Annotated in this window: 21 protein-coding genes; 5 read left to right on the top strand and 16 right to left on the bottom strand. The window is 39.0% G+C overall.

Going from position 1 to position 24,167, the window contains the following annotated elements; all coding sequences use genetic code 11:
• Window positions 1–2: 2 nt before the first annotated feature.
• Window positions 3–842 carry a DegV family protein gene (locus tag QSJ81_RS07090; RefSeq protein ID WP_285716712.1) on the bottom strand — a complete coding sequence of 280 codons (840 nt, stop codon included), beginning with the start codon at window positions 840–842 and terminating at the stop codon, window positions 3–5.
• Between the two features lie 287 nt (window positions 843–1,129).
• Between QSJ81_RS07090 and QSJ81_RS07085 the strand changes: the two genes are divergently transcribed.
• Both QSJ81_RS07085 and hcp read left to right on the top strand, forming a co-directional pair.
• Window positions 1,130–3,268 carry a cell division protein FtsA gene (locus tag QSJ81_RS07085; protein WP_285716711.1) on the top strand — a complete coding sequence of 713 codons (2,139 nt, stop codon included), beginning with the start codon at window positions 1,130–1,132 and terminating at the stop codon, window positions 3,266–3,268.
• Window positions 3,269–3,372: 104 nt separating this feature from the next.
• The gene (hcp, locus tag QSJ81_RS07080) at window positions 3,373–4,671 is read left to right on the top strand and encodes a hydroxylamine reductase (RefSeq protein ID WP_285716710.1); all 1,299 of its coding nucleotides are present in this window, start codon (window positions 3,373–3,375) and stop codon (window positions 4,669–4,671) included.
• Window positions 4,672–4,915: 244 nt separating this feature from the next.
• On the opposite strand, the gene QSJ81_RS07075 is transcribed toward hcp, so the two are convergent.
• On the bottom strand, window positions 4,916–5,626 hold the full coding sequence (locus tag QSJ81_RS07075; protein ID WP_285716709.1) for a Crp/Fnr family transcriptional regulator: 711 nt from the start codon (window positions 5,624–5,626) through the stop codon (window positions 4,916–4,918).
• 274 nt (window positions 5,627–5,900) lie between these two features.
• Window positions 5,901–7,109 carry a YgeY family selenium metabolism-linked hydrolase gene (locus tag QSJ81_RS07070; protein WP_285716708.1) on the bottom strand — a complete coding sequence of 403 codons (1,209 nt, stop codon included), beginning with the start codon at window positions 7,107–7,109 and terminating at the stop codon, window positions 5,901–5,903.
• Window positions 7,110–7,522: 413 nt separating this feature from the next.
• On the opposite strand from QSJ81_RS07070, the gene QSJ81_RS07065 reads away from it, so the two are divergent.
• The 3 genes from QSJ81_RS07065 to QSJ81_RS07055 all read left to right on the top strand — a co-directional run bounded on the left by QSJ81_RS07065 (window position 7,523) and on the right by QSJ81_RS07055 (window position 11,209).
• Window positions 7,523–8,686 (top strand): metallophosphoesterase, encoded by a 1,164-nt coding sequence (locus QSJ81_RS07065; protein ID WP_285716707.1) that lies wholly within the window; start codon window positions 7,523–7,525, stop codon window positions 8,684–8,686.
• Window positions 8,687–8,898: 212 nt separating this feature from the next.
• Window positions 8,899–9,756 (top strand): zinc metalloprotease HtpX, encoded by an 858-nt coding sequence (locus tag QSJ81_RS07060; RefSeq protein WP_285716706.1) that lies wholly within the window; start codon window positions 8,899–8,901, stop codon window positions 9,754–9,756.
• Between the two features lie 220 nt (window positions 9,757–9,976).
• Complete coding sequence (locus QSJ81_RS07055) at window positions 9,977–11,209, top strand: LL-diaminopimelate aminotransferase (RefSeq protein WP_285716705.1); 1,233 nt, start codon at window positions 9,977–9,979, stop codon at window positions 11,207–11,209.
• Window positions 11,210–11,305: 96 nt separating this feature from the next.
• Here QSJ81_RS07055 and QSJ81_RS07050 read toward each other — a convergent pair whose 3' ends face one another.
• The 13 genes from QSJ81_RS07050 to nifE form a co-directional block, all read right to left on the bottom strand.
• Window positions 11,306–11,647: a FlxA-like family protein gene (locus tag QSJ81_RS07050; protein ID WP_285716704.1), complete on the bottom strand. Its 342-nt coding sequence runs from the start codon at window positions 11,645–11,647 to the stop codon at window positions 11,306–11,308.
• Between the two features lie 73 nt (window positions 11,648–11,720).
• Window positions 11,721–12,578: a hypothetical protein gene (locus QSJ81_RS07045; RefSeq protein ID WP_285716703.1), complete on the bottom strand. Its 858-nt coding sequence runs from the start codon at window positions 12,576–12,578 to the stop codon at window positions 11,721–11,723.
• An 84-nt stretch (window positions 12,579–12,662) separates the two neighbouring features.
• On the bottom strand, window positions 12,663–14,108 hold the full coding sequence (locus QSJ81_RS07040; protein ID WP_285716702.1) for a tetratricopeptide repeat protein: 1,446 nt from the start codon (window positions 14,106–14,108) through the stop codon (window positions 12,663–12,665).
• Window positions 14,109–14,218: 110 nt separating this feature from the next.
• Window positions 14,219–15,193 carry a 3'-5' exoribonuclease YhaM family protein gene (locus tag QSJ81_RS07035; protein WP_285716701.1) on the bottom strand — a complete coding sequence of 325 codons (975 nt, stop codon included), beginning with the start codon at window positions 15,191–15,193 and terminating at the stop codon, window positions 14,219–14,221.
• A 20-nt stretch (window positions 15,194–15,213) separates the two neighbouring features.
• On the bottom strand, window positions 15,214–15,834 hold the full coding sequence (locus QSJ81_RS07030; RefSeq protein ID WP_285716700.1) for a trimeric intracellular cation channel family protein: 621 nt from the start codon (window positions 15,832–15,834) through the stop codon (window positions 15,214–15,216).
• A 27-nt stretch (window positions 15,835–15,861) separates the two neighbouring features.
• Complete coding sequence (locus QSJ81_RS07025; protein ID WP_285716699.1) at window positions 15,862–16,569, bottom strand: MgtC/SapB family protein; 708 nt, start codon at window positions 16,567–16,569, stop codon at window positions 15,862–15,864.
• A gap of 276 nt (window positions 16,570–16,845) precedes the next feature.
• The gene (locus QSJ81_RS07020; protein ID WP_285716698.1) at window positions 16,846–17,700 is read right to left on the bottom strand and encodes a hydroxymethylglutaryl-CoA lyase-like TIM-barrel protein; all 855 of its coding nucleotides are present in this window, start codon (window positions 17,698–17,700) and stop codon (window positions 16,846–16,848) included.
• Between the two features lie 189 nt (window positions 17,701–17,889).
• A complete protein-coding gene (locus QSJ81_RS07015) occupies window positions 17,890–19,002 on the bottom strand; it encodes a homocitrate synthase/isopropylmalate synthase family protein (protein ID WP_285716697.1) in 1,113 nt (370 codons plus the stop codon).
• Window positions 18,999–19,628 (bottom strand): Fe-only nitrogenase accessory AnfO family protein, encoded by a 630-nt coding sequence (locus tag QSJ81_RS07010; RefSeq protein ID WP_285716696.1) that lies wholly within the window; start codon window positions 19,626–19,628, stop codon window positions 18,999–19,001. Before QSJ81_RS07010 ends, QSJ81_RS07015 begins: the two co-directional genes overlap by 4 nt.
• Before the next feature lie 28 nt (window positions 19,629–19,656).
• A complete protein-coding gene (locus QSJ81_RS07005; RefSeq protein ID WP_038666370.1) occupies window positions 19,657–19,965 on the bottom strand; it encodes a 2Fe-2S ferredoxin in 309 nt (102 codons plus the stop codon).
• 19 nt (window positions 19,966–19,984) lie between these two features.
• Window positions 19,985–21,208: a nitrogenase cofactor biosynthesis protein NifB gene (gene nifB / locus QSJ81_RS07000; protein ID WP_285717198.1), complete on the bottom strand. Its 1,224-nt coding sequence runs from the start codon at window positions 21,206–21,208 to the stop codon at window positions 19,985–19,987.
• A 67-nt stretch (window positions 21,209–21,275) separates the two neighbouring features.
• On the bottom strand, window positions 21,276–22,649 hold the full coding sequence (locus tag QSJ81_RS06995) for a nitrogenase component 1 (RefSeq protein WP_285716695.1): 1,374 nt from the start codon (window positions 22,647–22,649) through the stop codon (window positions 21,276–21,278).
• On the bottom strand, window positions 22,642–24,015 hold the full coding sequence (gene nifE, locus QSJ81_RS06990) for a nitrogenase iron-molybdenum cofactor biosynthesis protein NifE (protein ID WP_285716694.1): 1,374 nt from the start codon (window positions 24,013–24,015) through the stop codon (window positions 22,642–22,644). The genes QSJ81_RS06995 and nifE overlap by 8 nt, the downstream gene beginning before the upstream one ends.
• Window positions 24,016–24,167 lie beyond the last annotated feature (152 nt).

Genomic DNA, 24,167 nt, shown 5'->3' with positions numbered 1-24,167 from the left:
TCTTAAATCTTTTCCTGGAAAATTAGCCCTAACAAACCTGGACCTAAATGAGTAGCTACTACAGAGCCAATTTTTGCAGGTAGTATCGGGGTATTCGGGTACATTTCTTTAATCCGAACTGCTAATGCTTCTCCCTCACTTGGAACTTCAATTTGGCCTATTCCAATATATTCTAAGTTTGGATATTTTTTCAGTTCATCTAGCATACGGTTTATAACCCGCTGCTTAGTACGAACCTTATCTATTACAGCAACTTTACCATCTACTAATTGCAACAATGGTTTTATTTGTAAAATACTGCCGAATAATGCGGCAGCTCCTCCAATACGCCCGCCTTTATATAAATACTCTAAAGTATCAGGTATTAATAAGGTATGGGTAGCGTTTGCCATTGCCTCAACAGTAGCAACAATCTCCTTCACATTACAGCCGGAGGATGCCATTTCTAATGCTTTCTTAGCCATCTGTACCATACCGACAGATGCAGTTGCTGAATCCAGTACATGGATATGTTCTTCATCTAACATCTTTGCAACAGACCGGGCTCCTTCTACCGTGCCACTTAATCCTCCCGAGACAGTTATGATAATAACCTCTTTACCTGCTGCAATGAGAGGTTTACAAACTTCGATAAAATCACCTGGAGCGGGCTGGGAAGTCATGGGGTGCAGCTTTTTATCTTTACTTATTTGAAACAACTCTTTAGTTGAAATTTCATTTTCTTGCCATTCTTGATCACCAATTCGAACCTTTAAAGATACTATATGTAAATTTGGATGCATTGCAAGCATTTCCGCTGGCACTTGCCCAATGCTATCAACAATAATGTGTATTTGTGACACAATTAAACTCCTCTCAAGTTAAGTAGACTTTTGCCTACTACATAAGCTATCAACCCAGTATATTTTTGAGTTTCTTTCTTATACTTATGTTACATTTTATCAAAAAATTCGCTATAAATACACAAATTTTTTCTGTTTGTCCTTTGCAGGGCAATTATTTCATTCAAAAAGGAAATTTGCCAAAAACCGCGAAAGTATTATTATTGTACGATAAATTCTTCAAAGAATTTTGTTAATTTACATTATAAGTTTTTAATATAAAACAAGTAAGACAAAAGGAGCACAGCATGGAAAAAGATCTACTATTTGCGTTAGATATTGGAACACGTAGTGTCGTTGGCCTAGTAGGCGAAAAAGTAGATAATAGCATTCGTATTATAGCCTCTGAACGCCTAGAACATCATACAAGGGCTATGATGGATGGCCAAATTCACGACGTTCCGGAAGTAGCAAACATTATCGCACAAGTAAAAGCTAAACTGGAAGCCTCCTGTGGCCCCTTACGAAAAGTATCGGTAGCAGCAGCTGGACGGGCCTTATGCACAATTAAGTCTAACGCCGAAATTGACGCAGGCGAGCGTGGTATTCTAACAGCTAGTGATGAACATTCTTTAGAACTAGCCGCTATTCAATCGGCGCAGCACAAACTAGCTACTTCTAATACAATTACAGATCCTACCTCTTACTATTGTGTCGGTTATAGTGTTGTCAGTTATACTCTTGACAATACACCTTTAAAGACCTTAGTGGGACAACGAGGAAAAACAGCTACGATTGAGCTAATTGCCACCTTTCTCCCTAGACAAGTTATTGATTCCCTACAATCGGCTCTTAAAATTGTAAATTTAGAAATGGCTACCTTAACACTAGAACCGATTGCAGCCATTAACGTACTCATTCCCCAAACTATGCGCCATCTAAACTTAGCATTAGTTGATATAGGTGCAGGTACTTCTGATGTCGCGCTCACCAAGGATGGATCAATTACTGGCTATGGTATGGTCCCCTGCGCTGGTGATGAAATCACCGAAGCTATTTCCCAGCAATATTTGCTAGATTTCAATGTAGCTGAAAAAGTTAAACGCCAACTAAATGATCCCGAAAATCAAACTATCTGTTTCAATGACGTATTAGGTTTGGTACAAGAAGTACCTACCAAGGAGATCACTCAACGTATTGAGCGCCATGTCGCTGAATTATCTCAGGCTATTGCTAAAGAAATTCTGATGCTTAACGTCACGCCACCACAAGCCGTACTTTTAATTGGTGGTGGTTCCCTGACTCCCATGTTAGCAGAAGCCTTAGCCCAATCCCTTGACATTCCAGCGCCTCGAGTTGCCGTTCGCCGTCCTGATGCAATAGAAGGAATTAGCCAAATCCCAGATGACCTTTGCACGCCCGACGCAGTTACTCCTCTTGGTATTTTGAGACTTTCTGCCAGTCGCACCCTCAATTTTATAAATGTCACATTAAATGAGCAACCGCTCCATCTTTTCAATCTTGGGCAACTGACCATCGCCGATGCACTACTTGCTGCAGGAATAGATATACGAAGTTTGCATGGTCGACCAGGACTTGGGATCACTATAACAATTAACGAGGAAACCCACTTTTTCCCTGGAACTCATGGCACACCCAGTCTTATTGAACTAAACGGTAGTAAAACTGGTCTATCTGAACAAATTAAAGAGAATGATACCATCAAGGTAATAAAAGGTACCTCTGGAACAGTTCCAACCCTTTGTCTTCGCGATGTGGTTAACGTTTTACCACCTTATACAGTTTCTATTAACGATGAGCTGTACGATATACATCCTATCATTACCGTACATGGCATTCCAGCTGAACTAGACACTCTTTTAGCTGATCGGGATCATGTTACCTATCGCTTACCAACGACTCTAGAGGAAGTATTGACAGTCACGGACAATGTAGTAGAAATAACCCCTTATCGTTATATTATTAACGGCAACGAACGCGAATACAATGTGTGGCCCAAATATAGCATTAACGGAACCTCTGCCCAGAGTACTAGCTTCGTTAATAACGATGATATTATTATTACTGGCGTACTTTCTGAACCTACAGTCGAGGAATTGTTAGGATTAGATAACTATGAGGAAAATTTTATTACCGTCTTATTTAATAAAACCAAATGCAGCGTTCCCTTACGGCGCTTTACTATTATAATGAATGATAAACCGGCACAAGCAACGGATACTGCTCACAATAACAGTATCATTAATTTTTCATGTACTGACCAAGAACATCCTATGGTTACTGATGTTCTACTTGCCGCGGATTTTGATACGAAAACCTTACCTCCTGGCAGTACTGTAAAAATTCATTTAAATAAACAACCTACAGAATATACTTCTCTTGTTAAAAGCGGTGATGAAATCGATGTTTTTGTTACATCTCGATAATATTTCGCCAGACTTTTAGCAAATTGTGACATACATCACATTCATTCTTCCTCAATAACGCTATAATGAGTTATGTAATAAAAAAATGTAAGGGGGATTTGAATATGAGTATGTTCTGTCGTCAATGTGAGCAAACTGCAGGTGGTACAGGCTGTACTAAAGTAGGGGTCTGTGGTAAAAACGAGGATATTGCCAGTCTCCAAGATACCCTTGTTTTTGGTTTAAAAGGAATTTCCGCTTACGCTCACCACGCTCGGGAACTAGGCGCTAGAGATGAACAAGTTGACGCTTTTATGCATGATGCTTTATTCTTCACTCTAACTAACGTTAACTTTAGCTTAGAGCGCCATATTGAAATGGTATTAAAATGTGGTGAAATGAATCTTAGAATTATGGAAGTTTTAGATAAGGCTCATGTTGCCCGTTATGGTTCACCAGAACCTGCCCAAGTATTTACGGGTACTAAAGCAGGTCACGGTATTGTCATCACTGGACATGATTTATTAGATCTTGAAGAGCTATTGAAACAAACAGAAGGAACAGGCATTAACATTTATACTCATGGAGAAATGTTACCTGCTCATTCTTATCCCGAACTTAGAAAATATAAACATTTAGTAGGTAATTTTGGTACTGCATGGCAAAATCAGCGCACGGAGTTTGAAAAATTCTCTGGTGCTATTTTGGTAACAACAAATTGTGTAATGCCTCTAACTGACAACTGTACTTATGGCGACCGCATTTATATGCGTAATATTACTGGTTTACAAGGTGGTAAACAAATTCTTGATCGTGATTTCTCAGAAATCATCGCTCATGCCAAAGCATTACCTGCATTAACTGAAACTGCTGGCGATTATACAATTGCTACTGGGTTCCATCACAATGTGATTCTTAGCTTAGCTGATAAAATCGTAGATGCAGTTAAAGCAGGAAAAATTAAACGTTTCTTCTTGATCGGTGGTTGCGATGGTGCAAAAACTGGCCGCAATTACTACACTGAAATTGCCCAAAAAGTTCCGAAAGATTGCGTAATCCTTACAGTAGCTTGCGGTAAATATCGCTTTAATAACATTGACTTTGGTGATATCGATGGTATCCCTCGTCTACTGGATTTAGGACAATGTAATAATGCATTTTCTGGTATCCAAGTAGCAGTAGCCTTAGCTAAGGCCTTTAACTGCGGCGTTAATGATTTACCTCTTTCCTTTGTCTTATCTTGGTATGAACAAAAAGCAGTGGCTATTCTCTTAACGTTACTTCACTTAGGCGTAAAAAACATTCGCATTGGCCCTACACCACCTGCTTTCATCTCTCCAAACGTATTCAAAGTATTGAATGAATCTTTTGGTCTACAACTCATCACAACCCCTGATGAGGACTTAAAAGCCATTCTTGGTTAACATAAGAAAAGACTTGGCTTGTACCAAGTCCTCAGACGCAGGTAGAAGCCTTAGTCGTTCTTACTTGGAATCAAGAAAGTGTTATACTTTCTGATTCCGTAAGAAAAGACTTGGCTTAGGCCAAGTCCTCAGACGCAGGCAGAAGCCTTAGTCGTTCTTATTTGGAATCAAGAAAGTGTTATACTTTCTGATTCCGCAGAAAAGATCCTGGATGAATTTCATCCAGGATCTTTTTATACTCTCTTTAGGATAAAGATAATAATTTCGTTAAATAGGCTACATCAAGAATTCTGACCTTATGACCATCGAAATCGATGATTTTATCTTTTTTTAAGGAGCTTAGTGTTCTTGTTACGGTTTCTCTTGTTGTACCTACCAAACTCGCTAAATCCTGCCTTGATAAATCAAGATCAATCTCAATAACACCACTTTCTAATTTATGGCCTTGTTCCTGACTTAATCGCAATAATACTTCTACGGTACGTGACATAACATCATGCAACGCTAGATTTTTGATTTTTTGCTGGGCATAAATTAAGCGTTGGCTTAATGCTTTAATTAGCTGCAAGGCTAATACATTATTCTTAAGGACAAGCTGCTCCAAATCCACATTACGAATCATTCCAACACAAGAAGGTTCTACTGCTACTGCGGTCGCTGGATAGGGCTGATTATTAAACAACAGGACCTCCGCAAAAATTTCACCCGCACCTAAAATTTTGATAATATGCTCCCGACCATCATCTGAGGTTCTTAGTACTTTTACTTTGCCACTTTTTACATAATGAAATCCTTCTCCAGAATCTCCTTCTAAAAAAACAATGTTACCTTTACCAAAACGTCGTTCAACTGTATGATTGTGAATAATTCGCAATTGTTCCTCTGGCAAATTTAAAAACACAGGTATGTCTTTTAGATAATCTAATTCGTCCGTTTTATTTTCCGTCATGTTCATTCCCACACCTCTATCTTCTAAACTATCCTTATGAATAAATATTCTATAAGAAAAACAATTTTCCTTTAATAACTAGCAGCCTTAACACGCAAGATAAGAAAAAATGCTACGCGTCCTTTTTGAACCACAAAGACACAAAGGTCACAAAAGGGTTCTATCCATTTCATTCCACTCTACTTTGTGTGCCGCGATAGCGGCATTGTGTCTTTGTGGTTCAACCTTTTTAACTAGGAACTTATAAATTCAGATTCCTTAAAAAAGACCACTCGTTTTTTTATTCACTAAACAAAAACGGATAGGAAATAATCTGATACCCTTTCGCTGCTGCATTTAACTGGGCTAACTCCAGCCTCTCGTCAGCAATATGCAGATCTTCGTGACACCCCGGACCAAAACCAATTGTCGGCACCTTCGCCATACCCGCTGAATAACTACCATTGGTAGAAATCTGATAGCAGGAAAGTTTAGGAGACAACCCAGCCCTAGTTAGCGCCGCTAGAGAGCGACTTACTAATTCATGTTCAGATGGTATCATCCATGCCGGAAAAAAGCGTTTTCCCGTCAGGTATTGGCCAGTATAACATTCAATACCTGCTTCTACAATACCTACTTCAGCTTCAAATCCAATATCTTCTGCTTGTAAAAATTCAATAACTTTATGGAAAGGTTCTAAAATTGCCTCTTCCGTCTCTCCTTGTACTAGATACCGATCAAAGGTTGCCCAACATTTATGAGGTACCGTGGAACTACTCGGGGAAGGGGCAGAAGCTATATGAATTAATTCTAAGTTTCCTTTTCCCAAAGAATCCTTGGGAAAAGTAGACTGCTTTAACAATTCTTGCACTAGTGATAACATCGTATATCCAGCATTTTCACCTGCCGAAGCAATTGCTGAATGAGCTGCCTTTCCCGATGTCATCGCAATAATTTGGGCCCGTCCCCGTTGTCCGTGACAAATATTTAATCCTGAAGCCTCCCCTATGATGACATAATCGGGTTTAATCACCTGCATAACTTGGCGAAAAGCCAGACCTTCAAATTGCTCTTTTCCAACAGTACCAGAAACAAACACAGAACCAGCTAACTGAGACTTATGCTGAGCCAACGGTGCCAACCCGTAAACCATAGCCGCTAACGCCCCTTTACTCACAGCACCCCTACCATAAATATACCCCTCTTCTACTACCCCTTCAAAAGGCTCTCTTCTCCACTCTTCACTCCCACTTACAGGTATGGTATCGATATGTCCATCATATAACAACTTAGGACCTGATTTTTCACCGCGGATTTCACCAATTACATTGCCAACTCCATCTACCCAGGCACGGTCATACCCTAATGCAAGCATTCTCTCTACTATATAATCCGCTACTTCCTGTTCTTGTCCAGTATAACTAGGAATCTGGATTAATTCTTGGCAAAAACCAATCATTTTTTCTTCATCCACTATACCAAAGGGTGGGATACTTTTTTTATCTTCCATACATCCAGGCTCTCCTTATATTTCAGCATTTATCAAATTATAATATGTTATGATTGCTAACTCGCGCTTCATAAGAAAAACGCTACGCGTCCTTTTTGAACCACAAAGACATAAAGGTCACAAAGGGGTTCTATCCATTTTATTCCCACCTTCTTTGCGTGCCGCGATAGCGGCATTGTGTCTTTGTGGTTCAATCTTTTTAACTAGAAACTTATAAGTTCTGATACCATAAGAAAAGACTCGGCTTGTGACAAGTACTTGGGCGCAGGCAGAAGTCTTAGTCGTTCTTACTTGGAGATCAAGGAAGTGTTATGCTTTCTGATTCCGTAAAAAAAACTACTGATAGCTCAAATTTTTGTTATAATAAAGGTTGCACAGTATAACACTATATACTAAGGAGCGAACAAGCTACTATGAATATTCACTTACCTACTATATTTATTATCATACTAATACTATACAGTGCCGTCAATTTTTATATTGGCATACGGGGATGGCAGGCTTTCTCTACTAGGTCTTCACCTATGTTTCGCCTATTTTACCTCTTAATCTTTGGCATCTGTGCATTATCTTATCCACTAGGAAGTTTAGTACAAACCCTTTCCCCTTCTACCCTTGGTGATAACCTCACCTACGCTGGCTCTTTTTGGCTAGGTATGATTTATTATTTATTAATAGCCACCCTTTTCATTGATCTACTACGTGTCTTACATAAATATAAACCTTTTTTGCCCAAGAGGGTAACAGAGCACCCTTTTTTCGTCGCTACCGCTATATTTTGGCTGACGATAGGTCTAATCCTTTATGGAACTTGGAATGCCCGCCACCCGGTAACGATGAATTACGAAATTACAATTCCCAAAACTACAGGTTCCCTAGAAACTTTACAAGTTGTCATGGTCTCTGACATTCATTTAGGAAAAATTATTGATAATCGTCGTTTAACAAAAATAGTAAACCGTATTAACCAACTTGAGCCCGATATAGTTCTCCTTGCTGGAGACATCATTGACAATCAAGTAGAAGTTCTCCCAGATCAAAATATGATCGAGAATTTTAGCAGGCTTCACCCCAAACTTGGCACTTATGCAATACTCGGTAACCATGAATATTTTGACAGACAGCCCGATCGTGTTATTCAATATATGGAGCAGGGTAATATTCATGTACTTCGCGACCAATGGGCCCTTGTTGCAAATAGCTTTTATGTAGTGGGCCGAGATGATGTATCCAAACAACGTTATACAGGAATTACTCGACAAGATTTGGCTTCTGTTATGATGGGAATTGATCACAGTCTGCCAATCCTCTTACTCGACCACCAACCTACCGATCTAGAAGATGCGGTCAATCAAGGTGTTGACCTACAACTTTCAGGTCATACTCACTTAGGGCAACTCTTCCCTAACAATTTAATTACTAAAAAGCTTTATGAATTAGATTGGGGCTATTTAGTTAAAGAAAATCTACAAGTTATTGTATCCTGCGGAGTAGGCACATGGGGGCCCCCTATTCGTATTGGAAATCGCCCAGAAATTATCAATTTGACAATTCATTTTGTTAATAATAAAGATTGACCTTCCAGCCTTCTCATGCTACTATATATTCAAATAGAATATAAAGCCCTGCAAGGGGAGTAGCTGTACAGCATATGTCGTCAATACGGATTTTCCCGGCGATGCTGGCAATAAAGTATTGCAAGCCAGACCTTGCCTCATGTTCCATAATATGAGGTAGGGTCTGTTTACATTACCTAACCTACGTGATTCAATTAAAGGAGGTTTTTTCAATGAATAATCTAAAGACAACCTTGTTATTAGCTGCATTAACAGGTATATTAATGGCAATCGGTGGCTTATTTGGTGGTAGATCTGGAGTTGGGTTTATGCTCTTAGTTTCCCTTGCTATGAATCTTGGAAGTTACTGGTTTAGCGATAAAATCGTGCTGTCAATGTACAATGCACGAGAAATCACCCCGGAGCAAGGACCTGATCTATTTAAGATGGTCGCAAATCTTGCCCACAGAGCAAATCTTCCTATGCCTAGAGTTTATGTTATTGATACCGATGTACCAAATGCTTTTGCTACTGGTCGCAGTCCCCAATATGGTGTCGTAGCGGTTACTACTGGCATCATGAGAACTTTAACCTATGACGAATTATCCGGCGTTGTTGCCCACGAACTAGCGCATATTAAAAACCGGGATACACTTATTAGTACAGTTGTTGCCTCAATTGCTGGTGTCATTACTTGGATTGCCCATATGGCTCAATGGTCTGCTATGTTTGGTATGGGCCGTAATGATGATGAAGATAATGGTGGTATTATTGGAACTCTGTTTACCATTATTTTAGCCCCTCTAGCAGCAACTCTGATTCAATTAGGCATTTCCCGTTCCAGAGAATACCTAGCTGACCAAGCTGGCGGAAAAATTTCAAATAATCCCTTAGCTTTGGCCAGCGCCTTAGAAAAAATCGATTATTATGCAAAACATCAAGTGCTGCCTTCCTCTACCCCATCCACTTCTCACTTATTTATCATTAATCCCTTAAGTGGGGCAGGAAATTGGGCCATGAGCTTATTCAGCACCCACCCAACCACAAAAGAACGGGTAGCTCGCCTTAGAGAGCAAGCAGGTCATCATTAAATTAGCTTCCAAACTAAAATGATAAAAATATACACTGTTTATCAGTGTATATTTTTATTCTATACAATCTATACTAAATTTTAACTGTATTTCTGTAATATCTACTCCGTATATGCAGGAATGTTAACCTGCATTGTATAATTAAAATAGTCTATGTAAAAAAACTAAGAACTCGCGTTTTTAGTCCTTACTTATCGTATTTGAAAGGAGCTTATCACATATGGCATTATTAAATGAAAACTACTTAAAACTCCCAGGCAGCTATTTATTTGCCGAAATAGCGAAAAGGGTAACTCAATTTAAAGCAGAAAATCCTGAAGCAAACATTATTCGCTTAGGAATCGGTGATGTTACAAAACCTTTAACACCGACTGTCATCGAGAGCTTACATAAGGCAGTCGACGAAATGGCAAATGCTGAAACCTTTAGAGGTTATGGTCCAGAGCAAGGCTACAATTTTCTAATTAAGAAAATCATAGAAACAGATTATATTCCTAGAGGTATTACGCTAGACGAAGATGAAGTTTTCGTTAGTGACGGTTCAAAAAGTGATGTAGGTAATATTCAGGAAATCTTCGGTGTACATAATAAAGTGGCTATTACAGATCCCGTATATCCTGTATATTTAGATACGAATGTAATGGCTGGCCGAACAGGTACTATTTCAAACGGAGTCTTTGAAAATGTTACTTATTTACCTTGTAATGCGGAGAACAAATTCATCCCTGAATTACCAAAGGAAAAGGTAGATCTTATTTATCTATGTGTTCCTAACAATCCAACAGGAACTACTCTTTCTAGAAGCGAATTAAAAAAATGGGTAGATTATGCCAAAGCAAATAACTCCATCATCTTATTTGATGCTGCTTATGAAGCCTATATTCAAGATCCAGAACTTCCTCATAGCATTTATGAAATCGAAGGCGCAAAAGACGTTGCGATTGAATTTAGATCTTTTTCTAAGACTGCTGGTTTTACTGGTACTCGCTGCGCCTTTACTGTTGTTCCTAAGACAGTTATGGGCCTCACCTCAAAAGGAGAACCACACCCTCTGAATAAGTTGTGGAATCGTAGACAAACTACAAAGTTTAATGGCGTACCTTATATCATCCAAAAAGGTGCAGAAGCCGTTTATTCTCCTGAAGGGCAAGCTGAAATCAAAGGCATTGTCAGCTATTACATGGATAATGCAAGAATCATTAAAGAAGGCCTCGATAGCATTGGACTTGAAACCTTTGGTGGTGTGAATGCTCCTTATATTTGGTTAAAAACACCAAAAGGTATGGATTCATGGTCTTTCTTTGACAAACTGCTTCGTGAAGTCCACATTGTAGGTACACCTGGAACAGGCTTTGGACCTGCAGGGGAAGGTTACTTCCGCTTGACTGCTTTTGGTAACAAAGAGGCTACCATCGAAGCTGTGGAAAGAATTAAAACTAAATTAAAATTATAGTAAGAGAAAACAGGGAACGGTTTGAAGACCGTTCCCTGTTTTTTAATTATTTAACTTCGCTATACTGAATGGAATACTGTTGCTTATGATTTGGTATCATTCTGTTCCTGACGCTTCTTCACTGCTAAGAGCCGTTTGATTGTTAGTTTGGGTAAGACTTACTTCATAGGCAGGACCAATCTCTGACTTTGCTGAAGTATTTTGATTCTTATTGGAATTTTGCGATTGATATTTTTGTTGTGCTTGTTGAATTTGCATTTGAATTTGTTGCATTTGCTGTTCAAGCAACTCAATTTGTTTTGCATTTTTGGTCGCATCTTCCGTTTGCAATTTTTGTATTTGGCTTGTAAGACTTTTTAACTGCTTTTGTAACGTAGATACATTACTTTCAGAACTAGATTGACTGGTTTGAGTACTGCCGCTAATTGCTATCGACATAATTAGGCCTCCTTTTTCTTGCCATAAACGATATATCTATGACATATTTAAATAATAATTTCGTACTTATTATTTAAACTTTCCAAGAAGCGGTTGCGCTATCAATCGATTGATAATCATTTTCGTAGGAATTAGCAGCTAGGGCAAGTAATTGTTGCGATAAATCTTGATTGTCTTGTTTAAGTGGCTTCGCTCCATTAGCAAGAAGAGTTTGTAGGCTTGTTAAATCATCTGTAGTTACAGTTCCATTTTTCACTTTATCCAAAAAGGACGTTAGGCTAGAATCAAAATCATTACTTGTGCTAGCACTCTGGCTAGATGCTGTGGGGCCACTAGCAAGAAGGGCTTGCATACTTGTTAGATCATCTGTAGTAACAGTTCCATTTTTCACTTTATCAAGGAAAGCGGTAAGGCTTGAATCAAAATTATTGCTTTCACTATGACCTGGAGGCGTGGGACCATTGGCAAGAAGAGCTTGCATACTTGTAAGATCATCTGTGGTAACCGTTCCAGCCTTCACTTTATCTAGAAAAGCAGTAAGGTTTGAATCGAAATCATTGTTTGTGCCAGCACCTTGTTTAGGCCTTGTTGGCGCATTGGCAAGAGAAGCTTGCATAGTTGTTAGATCTTCTGTGGTAACAGTTCCCGCTTTAACTTTCTCTAGAAAACTTCTAAGATCGGAATCGGAACCAGAATCCCCACTAGTATTGGTTTGCGTATTACCAGCGTACGTGGCTGACATTGCTGACAGCATAGAAATTAACTCCGCAAAGCTGTCTTGTGTGTCAGTACTACTCGTTTTTTTTGTCGAAGAAGTACTATCATCCGTTGCTGTTGTGGTGGTGGATGTTGTTGCACTTGCTTTTGCACTTGCTTTCTTGGCTAGTAATTCCCAATATGCATCATTAGAACTGATTGACGAAATAGACATTAACTTTTCCCCCTTTATATAGTTGGTCTATTTTTTATATCGATGCAGAATATTGGAATTGCCTTTGTTTTTTGTAATTTATTGTTACTTTTTAAGTTTAGCATCCAAAGCAACTATTACTCTAGCCAAAACTTCTTGCCAATCACCAATATGAAGTTGGCGAAAAATACGTATAGTTGGATACCAAGGACTATTTTGGCACTGGGTTTGCCAACGCCAATCAGGATCAATCGGCAAAAGAAGCCACGTTTCTTTTCCCATAGCTCCCGCTAAGTGTGCAACTGCCGTATCTACTGTTATAATGAGATCAATATTTTCAATAAGTCCTGCCGTTTCGGCAAAATCACTCATATATTCATGGAAGTCTATTACTTCATTAGGAAATGTTCGTAAATCATTGACTCGCTCATCTACCTGCAGGCTTATCCAACTTACTACCTTGAGAGAAAAAAGCTGTTTAAACAAACCAAACGGAATTGACCTATTTCGATCATTTTTATGATTCGGGTTTCCAGCCCAAGCTACACCAACCTTATACTTATTTAGGTTTATTTCTTTTTCTACAATATTACGCCATTTTTCTATAACGTCATTATTTATCTTTATGTATGGAATGGATTTGGGAATTGTATGTAAAGTGGTATTAAATAAAAAAGGAAGCGTAGGTAATGGACAGGAAAATTTATATTCTCCTACCATTTTTTCATCCGAATGAATTGTAATATTTTTTAGTGAGCTAGACATTATTCTTTCTAACTGCTTAGGAACTAGCAAAACTACTTCAGCAGCTACTTTTGTAATCTCTTTAACATACCTTGAGAAATGTATCGTATCGCCAAAACCTTGTTCATGAAATAATACAACCTTTTCTCCTATCAGGTCTTTTATTTCCCAGTGGCTGATCCCAGGATCAAAAGAGTCAAATATTTTGCGACGCAATTCATAACGTTTCCAACCTTTCTCATACTCACCTCGAAGCAAGTATAGTATTCCCAAAGCGAAATCAGCCTCTTTAAAGTTAGGTCGCAGTTCGACAGCCTTACACAGATGCGTTTCTGCTTTTTCTAAACGTTCCATCTGTTTGAAAACCATTCCAAGTCGAAAATGTGCTTCCGGAAAATTTGGATCTAGGTTTATCGCTTCATGAAGGCATATTTCCGCTTCATATAGAAGGCCTATCTTATTAAATAATGTTCCTAAGTTATAAAACGCCTCATGATAGTTATCCTTAAATTCTATAGCTCGGTGAAGATAATATTCTGCTTGACTTAAATGATTCATATTTATTAACAATGCCCCTATAGCATTATAAGCTTCAGCATAATCTGACTTCAATAAGATAGCTTGCCGAAAGAAATCGATTGCTTGCAATGCATCGCCCCTGTGGGCTGCTTCAACTCCATTGTCAAAATGTGACTGTGCATTCATCACTCTATCTTTCCTCACCTTTCCATTAGTTATTTTTAAAACGAAAGGGAAGTGCTCTTTAAAGAGCCTTCCCTTTTCTAGCGGAATCAGAAAATATACCACTTTCTTGATTCCAAGTAAGAACGACTAAGGCTTCTGCCTGCGTCTAAGGACTTGGCACAAGTCAAGTCTTTTCTTATATCACTATTTTTCTTACTCGAAAAATGGAATTATCATTCTACATTTTCTCCATTGTACTTTATAGCTGATTTATATAATTTGCGATTATTTAGCAGCCATATTTTATCGGAGAATTGTTTATCTTCCACCTTTTCTAAGGCTCGCCTCATATCATACATTCTAGCATCCATCATATCGAGATAATGCAGAATTTCGGCTTCTGGAATCATCGGTCGTTTAGGACTACCAAACTCTGGCTCATAGTGATGAGACAATGTCATATGTTGTAACAATAAGGAGACCTCTTGGTCTACCCCCAGCTCAATAGCCGTCTTTTCAATCATTTTTATGCCTTGAATTATATGTCCAAGGAGCTCACCTTCCACTGTATATTCAGAGACAATACCAAGCTCGCTTGCATTCATCTCAGCTGTTTTCGCAATATCATGCAAAATGATCCCCGCAAATAAAAGATCCCGGTTAAGGCCTATATATACTTCACTTACTTTTCTTCCCATTTTGAGCATAGTGGTAATATGATATAAAAGGCCCGAACGAATCGCATGATGATTTTGCTTAGCGGCTGGATATAACAATAGTTTTTCTTTATTATTAGTGACTAAAGTACTGACAATCTTATATATATCCGTATTTTTAATCATGCCTATATATTCTTCAATTTCAGCAAACATTACTTCTGGGCTATAAGGAGCTACTGGTACAAAATCACCTACGTCTAGATTATCTTCCTCAGTAGCCATTCGTATTCTGTCGACCTTAAGTTGCAGCCGATTCTGCCATTCGGAAACCGTTCCTCTTACCCGAACTAACATACTAGAGACATATTGGGGCTCGGTTTCTAAACTATAATCCCAAAGCTTAGCATTGATTTCACCCGTCTGATCTACCAATGTCAAATCAAGATAGTTTTTTTGATTGCTTGTAGTTTTATATTCAGCGGCCTTCACTAAAAAGTAACTTTGCACCAAATCGCCCGATTGAAAATCTTTAATTTTTTTATTTTCCATCTTGCCTCTCCCATATTCTTTTATTTCTTACTTGATTTTGTGCCAATAACCGGCAAATGAATATCATATCTCATACAAATCATGCGTATGCATACAGTAACTAAAAAGCACAAATACATGGCACCATTACCTTGCATAGATGGCTTAGCATAGAAAAAACATATGGCACCGACTATAGAGGCCACTGCATAAACTTCCTTTTGAAAAATAAAGGGAATATCCCGTACAAACACATCACGGATTACACCGCCACCTACACCACTTAATACAGCCATGGTAACAGTAATAAATAATCGATGATATTCATAGGTAATTGACAAATTAGCCCCCGCTGCCGTAAAAGCTCCTAGGCCTACTGCATCACAAATTAATATAATATTATTGAATTTACTAATCCATTTATATCCGACACAAACCACAATTGCTGTAATCAAACTGATGATTGTAAATAGGGGAAATACGAAGGCAGTTGGAGGTGTGACACCGATAAGCATATCGCGGAAAATACCTCCACCTACCGCAGTTGTTAGCGCCAACATAAATACACCAAAAATATCAAGTTTCTTTTCAATTCCAATCAAGGCCCCTGCTGCTGCAAAAGCTACTGTTCCAATAATTTCAAATAAATTTAATACACTCACACTACTGCTCCCTTTTTTCCTAGGAGGTCAATCCGCATCATTATCAATATTATCCATAATCCGCCAACTAACTGCATTGACAGAAGACTCTATACTCAAACGACTTACAATTTGCTCCATAGATTTGTCTGTACGTTTATTGGCAACAAATTGTGCCACAACTTCTACCATCTCTGAGTTCTCTAAATCTTCACTATGAATTGCTCTTAGCATCACGGGTTCCTCATGCGCAATATGCAACAATAAATTCCGCACATGAACTTCTCCTTCTGTACGACATACTGCACGGAAAAAGTAACGTATTTCTGTATCTTCCATAAGCATCGGTTTGTCATTGATGATACGTGCTAAGGGCCTTAGTAAAACGTTAGCAATTAGGATCACTATCATTCCAACCCCTGCGTGCAGAATAAATCCCATCCCAGTAAGAGTACCTACTGCTGCTACACACCACATGGTTGCCGCTGTGTTCATGCCTCGAACATTGAGGCCATCCCGCATAATAACGCCAGCCCCCAAAAAACCAATACCAGTGACTACTTGGGCTGCTATTCTAGTAGGACTGGCCTCATTTGGTGTTAATAACCCCAGCATTACGAACATAGCAGCCCCTACACAAACCAAAGCATTGGTTCGAATCCCTGCCATACGCTGCCGCCTTTGACGTTCAAAACCAATGGCTGCACCAAAAACTAAAGCCGCACTCAAACGTAAAGAAAAATCTATAACATCCATATTTCACCTCAATCTATTTTATCGACACATCTAACAATGTATTCTTTTTTTCAATACTTGGCCTACGGTCCTTATTTTAGGTGTCTTAATTACTATGCATTCCAACAACCTTATTGAGATCCACTTTTTCTAATTCCATACTAAATTCATAAATTCCTGCAAATAAAACTCCAGGAAAAACTTGCTGACGCAAGCTCCTCTTGGAGTTTAGATATTATCCTATAAATAGGTTAATGCAGTAGACTTTCTCCAGGTACTATGGCCGATATATTAGGCTTAGGCGAATGCACTACCAGTAATTGGCTTATAAGGAAAAGTTGTTTTATCACTGGCCTGCATTACTAAGTCACTAAGACCTAAAAAGGCGTCTTTATCAATAGGAGTACTAATACCGTACATAACTTGCAAGGCTGTAACAACCTCCTCTAAAGCTGCATTACCTGCCCGCTCCCCAATACCAGCAACGGTTGTACTGGCTAAATCTGCTCCAGCCTGCAAAGCGACTATAGTATTGGCACCTGCTAAGCCAAAATCATTATGCATGTGTACTTCAACGGGCAAAGGGCAGCGTGGAATTAGTTCTTGGAAAATAGCGTGGGTAATCAAAGGGTTTAGACACCCTACCGTATCTGCATAACGAATGTGGATTGCCCCCAGCCTTGCCGCTACATCTGCTACTTGCAAAAAATATTCCCGGTCAGCTCTTGAAGCATCCTCAGCCCCTACAGTAACAGTACAACCAAAACTTTGCGCGAATAAGATAGACTTTTCTAATTGATCTAGTACCCACGCTCTGTCTTTTTTCAATTTCTGCTTTATATGCAAATCGGAAACAGGAACGGAAATATGCAAATAGGAAAAGCCACAAGAAATGGACGCTAAAATATCCTCTTTATTGGCGCGATTCCAAGCAATTATCTTTGCTTTCAGTGGCTCTGCCAATACCATTTTCATAGCTTCTTGCTCGTCGCCTCCCATGGCAGGAACGCCAGCTTCAATCCATGGAATGCCCGCCTTATCTAACGCAGTAGCAATCTTTACTTTATCCTGCACTGAAAAAACGATGCCCGGCGACTGTTCCCCATCTCTAAGAGTAGTATCCACAATTTCTGCCCTTCTTACCTCTTGCATACTGATCCATCCTTTCCCTTCTACTATCAAACATCTAGATATTTTAATTTTAATATATAGACAACACTCTTCAGGATTGGGTACAACTAAAGCATTACGTAGGAAACAAGAGATGCCCTATACCATTCCTAGCAACCAACAACATAGCCAATATTTATTATATAGATTCTAGATATAAAAAAGTTGAGGTCAAACACCTGCAACAAAACGTTGGTGCTTAACCTCGATTGTGGAGAATCTCTTACTGCGTTTAGAGATCATCGCCTGGTACATTCCCCATAAAGCATTATCATCTACTTCTTTTTTTTCCGCCACAGCCAATTCACGCACCTGCTTTAATAAAATTTGTGCATCCGCTACAGGCAGAATTTGATTCCACTGGCGAAACTTAGCCTGTATGGATGATGTTCCGGAATGTTTACCAATTACCAAACGTCTTTCTAACCCGACTTCCTCAGGAGAAAAAGCTTCATACAACTGTGGATTTTTAACTACTCCATCTACATGAATTCCCGATTCATGTGCAAAAATATCCCGCCCGATAATAGACTTACTACTTGGAACGTTAAGTCCTATAAGGGATATCATCTGTGAACATAGCTGAGCCAACTGGGAATTCACCCCAGATCCTTCGCCTAATAAACTCTTTCGCGCCATTATAAGTTCTTCTATAGCTGCATGCCCGTGTAAGCCTATGCCAGCCACTGCTACTGCAATGTTCTTTACACCAGTTTGCAAAGCTGCTAATCCATTAGCACTCGCCAGCCCATAGGCATTATGTCCATGAAATTCTAAGGTAACAGGAATTTTTTTACGTAAAAAGGCCATAATCCTAGCAGTAGATAAAGGATCAAGAAGACTATCCCTATCACTATAAATAAAAGATTCTATCCCATCAATGGGAATATCTCGCCAAAGAAAACCGATTTCTTCTAGGGAAAACTGAGAAGCATTTTCTATACAAAGACTCACCTTCATCCCCATCTTTTTCGCTGCAAATAAAGCGGCACAAACCTGGCTGATTAAACCTTGCCCCAGATGGGGAGCACAAGAAACAATAATTTTTTTGAAACCTAAGGCATGGGCTCTCTCCACTTCCTCTGCGGTTCCATTGGTAATCCCCCGTAGTCGCTCTTGCTCGAATCTAGTAAGCTCTGAAAAGCCCTTTTGTTCCCAGTCAGCTACTATTACATCACTAGTCTCTACGTGAAGTTTCTGTAAAATCGATAAAATCTGTTTTAACTCTCCCCTATTTAGCCCCCTAGCCAAGCCCTCCTGTAAGGTTTGATCAATCCAAATCATGTCTCGCAGCCTCTTTTACCAATATAAACATGGGTTTCTGTCGGTGCCAGCTTCTCTACTCGACCAATTAAATTACCAACGGATAATTCTGCTTCAAGCCAAGGGGGAATATGATTACAGAGGACTTCTAAACTATAAAATTTCCCCTGACGTATAAATGGCAATAGCACTTGTTTCGATGTTATTCCACCACTATTCTCTTGAATCTCTTTAATAGATATATAATAAACTCCATTTTCCCTTTCTACAGGAACAGGTATAGCATTACTGCCTTGAACTGCATTCTCCTGTGCCTTGCTCTCTTCCTGTTCTAAAACATAATCTAGAAAAGACAATGGTTCTCCTTCAAATTCCCAAATACTGCATTGCATCTTTTCTAATTCAAAGTAAGGCACACCAACAACAGACTCTCCAACAAAAACCTTACATTGGTCTAAAAAGGGGACTAACTCAGCCATTTGCCTTCGCATTTCAGCCATTCCGCCTTGTTTATCTAAAGAAAATTTTTTATCTTTGAAAATCTTCCAATTACCGAGTTCTTTTTGGTAAATGACAATGGCGCTGGAATCATATAAAGAACTGGTTACACCATTATCATTCATACAGACTGCAATATGCTCTGCCACAGCAACCACTCCTTTCCACAATACGCCTTTAGATTTCTAATCGGCTAACAACATTACCACCTTCAATGTGTTCTTCCATAATCGTTTCTACATCATCAATAGTAACGCCCTTATACCAAACACCTCCAGGATATACAACAATAATTGGTCCTTGTTCACAAACACCGAAACAGCCTGTGTTATTGACAAAAACTTCTCCACCTAAACCTCTTTCTTCAATTTCTTCGGTAAATTTCATAACAAGATCGACGCCGCCTTTTGCATGGCAGTACCCCTTCTGTTGCCCATTAATTCTAGAACTTGTACATACAAATATATGGAACTTTGGCTTATTCATAATATCCTTCCTTTCTTTTTCATATTACTTTTTTTAATTGTTCTAACGCATACCCTAAGCCTTCTTCTACGGTGTAACAATACTCAACACTCATAACACCTTGTTCTGATAACCTTTTCTGTCCATGATAACCAATGCGCATAGTTAGTACCGCATCACAGTCAGCAACAGCTTGCATTGCTGCAATCTTTCGCTCTTCATCTTTGTCACAATCGGAAATTCCAGAGCAATATTGTTCTGCCTTACGATTCTCTAACAAAGTAAACTCGTTACCCTTTCCTTGGTATATCAAAAACTCCGTTGCATGGCCAAAGTGTTGATCCACTAACTTACCATGCTTAGAAGTAACGGCAATTTTATATGCTTTATCATCTTCCTTGGATTCTAGCGATGTATCTTCGACTTTGGGCTTTGTCATACGAAATTCATTAGATCGATCATTACCTAGTAAACCAATAGCATCCGCTCGGCACTGTTTACAATGCCTCATTTGCTGCATTTCCAGCTGACAAAGATCTCTCATTTCATTAATCTCTTTCATACTGGTCTGAGGGAATTTCTCAAATGCGCTTCCCGGAGCAGGAATTAATGGCATGATATTGGTAATAAAAACGCCCAACTCTTTCATTTTTTTGACAACTTCTGGAATATGCTGATCATTAATCCCTTTTACCATTACAATATTAATTTTGACCAATACTCCATGGGCTACTAAATAAGTAATTCCTTCTAATTGATTTTTTATCATCAATTCAGCAGCAGGAACCCCTGTATAGCTTTTATCTTCATAATTAACGACTTTATAAAGCTGAGCACCAATGTTAGGATCGAGACAATTTACAGTAACCGTTACATGCTTTATGCCTAGTTCAACCAATTCCTGAGCATACCTTGGTAACATTAAGCCATTTGTTGACAGGCAAAATATTACATCTTCACCCTTTGCCTGAATCAATTCGATGGATTTTCTCGTAACATCCCAGTTAGCTAAAGCATCTCCAGGCCCAGCAATTCCAACGACACTAAGATTTTCAATATTTTCTTTAACCCAGGAAAATTTTTGACTTGCGAGTTCTGGCGTTAACACTTCACTCGTTACCCCTGGTCGACTTTCGTTTACACAGTCAAATTTTCGATTACAATAATTACAGCTAATATTGCACTGGGGCGCCACTGGTAAGTGCATTCGGGCATATTTATGATGCGCATCAGCACTATAACAAGGATGTTTGCTCTCTTCCATACCCTTCACCTCAAATTCCCCCAACAACTCAGGGTAATATTATTATTCCTTCATGCCATTGTCACAGCTACCCTTGCTGATAATACTTTTCATACATAGAACTTCTATAGGATATATATTTGTTTTCCAGTAGTGTATTGGTTACTCGGTCCAGAAACATCATAGTACCTGTATAACCTACTGACAAAATGCGTTGCCCTCCCACTCGGTCATGAATGGGAAATCCTAATCTGACTAAGGGAATTCCGCCTTTTTCTGTAAGATACTTACCATCTGAAGGACCAATCCCAATATTGACTTTAGCTTCCTGGCTAGCAGCTAAAATATGAGCAAAATCAGTTTCAATAAATAGATTGCTTTTCTCTAGAAAATCAGTTACTGCTAACCCTACTAGCTCATTTAACTTGCCGCCTTGACTACCCGTAGCCACAACTGCTGGGAAAACTCCATTTTCAACACAAGTTTTGGTTACCGCATAGACCATCTCCGGTTCACCAAAAATAACACATCTTCCCTGAAAATTATATTTATGCGAATCAATCATCGCATCTAACAAACGCCCGCGCTCTTTGGTAAGACTCTCTGGAATCGTCTTACCGGTTATTTCTACTAAGGTATTAATAAAAGCATCTGTACTTTCCACACCAATCGGTATGGCCAAATTATATAAAGGAACACCAAACTCATCTTTTAGGTATTGTCCTGGAGATATAGAATCATCCAGTGTAATTCCCATCTGAATGGTAGCAAGCCCACCACCCATCTCTTTGATATCGACTAATTTTGTACCACCGTCACTCATTTTGGTATAAGGCCGAGAAAAGGGGCGATCTAAGGTATCTGAAAAATCAGGACATAATACATATTCAATTTTCATCAATTCTAGGATACGCTTGATTTCACGAATATCAGCAGGACTCATGTTAGGAATAATCACGTTAACCTTATTATTTTTTTTAGTTGCTGCCGTTAACTGCATTAAAACTCTTTTCACGGTTAGAAAATAACCTTCAAAATGACTCCCACCATAACCAGGCGTTGCTGCCGTAACAATGGGGAAATCTTCCATTTGTTTATCAATTAGATATTGACCTGTAATTCTCTCAATATCTTCACCAATGGTCTCGGCCAAGCAGGTTGTTACAATACCAATCAGAGCAGGATGATACACTTTCACAATATTATCTAAGGCTTGTCTGAGATTCTTTTCCCCACCATAGATTGTGCCCTTTTCATTTAAGGAAGAAGATCCAACATCAACAGGTTCATTAAAATGTTCTGCAATATGCCTACGCATATAGGTACTACAACCTTGAGAGCCATGTACAATAACCATGGACTGTTCAATGCCCTTTAAGGCTAAAATTCCGCCCATGGGCATACACATATTACAAGGGTTTTCATTCACATCTCGATAATGGACATGATTTTTTTCAGCCATGGTCTGTCACCCCTCTGTCAATACCTGATTTTGAAAGACTCTTCCATACAGGAGAACAAACCGTAGAGTATACTTCCTCTGCAAAGTTGACAGCACCCTCAAAACCGCTTAAAGGATGTTTTCGATCATGATTATGATCAATAAAGGCAATCCCTAGCTTATAGGCCAATGGACGTTCTTTTACACCACCTACTAGTAAATGAGCTCCCTTCTCCATCATAAATCGTTCCAATTCGGCAGGATTTGCATCATCTAAGATAACAGTTCCATCATCCACTAAATTGTTAATGGTTTCATATTCTTCTTTTCTGCCTGTTTGTGTACCAATCATAACGACATCAATCCCAATTTCTCTAAATTGTTTAACGAGAGAGATGGCTTTAAATCCTCCACCCACATAAATGGCAGCCTTCTTGCCTTGCAGTTTATCCCGATATCCTTTAATAATGGCTTCTACTCTAGCAGTTTCCTTGGCAATCAAGTCTTCCGCTTTAGCAATCATAGATTCCTCTCCTAAAGTAGCCGCTATTTTTCGTAAGGAGGCTGCTGTATCTTCAATTCCCAAAAATGAAATTTGAATATAAGGAATCTGATAAAGTTCTTCCATTTTTCCCGCAAGATATAGCATAGAGCCAGCACATTGTATAATGTTCAATTTGGCTTTAGGAGCTGACTTCAAAGCCGTGTAGTGAGAATCGCCAGTGAAGGTAACATTTAATTCTACACCGATCTGCCGCAAATAATTATGAATAATCCAAGCTTCGCCAGCTAGATTAAAATCCCCCAAATAGTTAATACTATTGGACTTCACTATCGGTTCTGAAGGTTTTATAAGGCGAAGCAGAGCATCCCCCGCTGCCCTGTAGCCAGCAGATTTGTTACCAATAAACCCGCTAGACTCAACAGGTATCACTTCGATATTATGTTTTTGGGAGGCTGCTGTACATATGGCTTCCAGATCATCACCAATTACGCCCACAATACAAGTTGAATATACAAAAACTAGTTTTGCTTGATACTTTTCCACCAATCCATCAATGGCTGCGTTTAATCTTTTCGCTCCGCCAAAAATAATGTCTTGCTCTTTTAAGTCTGTAGAAAAGCTATTGCGGTATAGCTCAGCGCCACTGCTTAGGCTGCCGCGAATATCCCAAGTGTAACTAGCACAGCCAATAGGCCCATGCACCAAATGTATGGCATCCGTAATCGGATTGAGCACGACTCTGGCTCCGCAATACACACAAGCTCTTTGACTTACGCACCCAGCAGAACTATCTGTATCACATTGAAGTTGTTTCTTATTCTTGCCTTTTGTAACAATAAATCCATCTCTTTCTGCAATCCTTCCTGCATTATCTTCAGCCATAGTACATCTCACATCCTCTCCCTAAAACATATAGCTTAAGAAACTATTTTTATAACGATAGAGAAAAAACTGTTTGAAACGCGAAGGCGCGAAGAGTAAGAAGAATGGAATATAAGAATACGATTCCTTCGTGCTCTTTGTTTATCTTTGCG

The sequence above is a fragment of the Pelosinus sp. IPA-1 genome (genome assembly GCF_030269905.1).
Taxonomy (GTDB): domain Bacteria; phylum Bacillota; class Negativicutes; order DSM-13327; family DSM-13327; genus Pelosinus.
The sequence above is the reverse complement of the archived record's forward strand: the minus strand, read 5'-3'. Positions and strand labels throughout refer to the sequence as shown.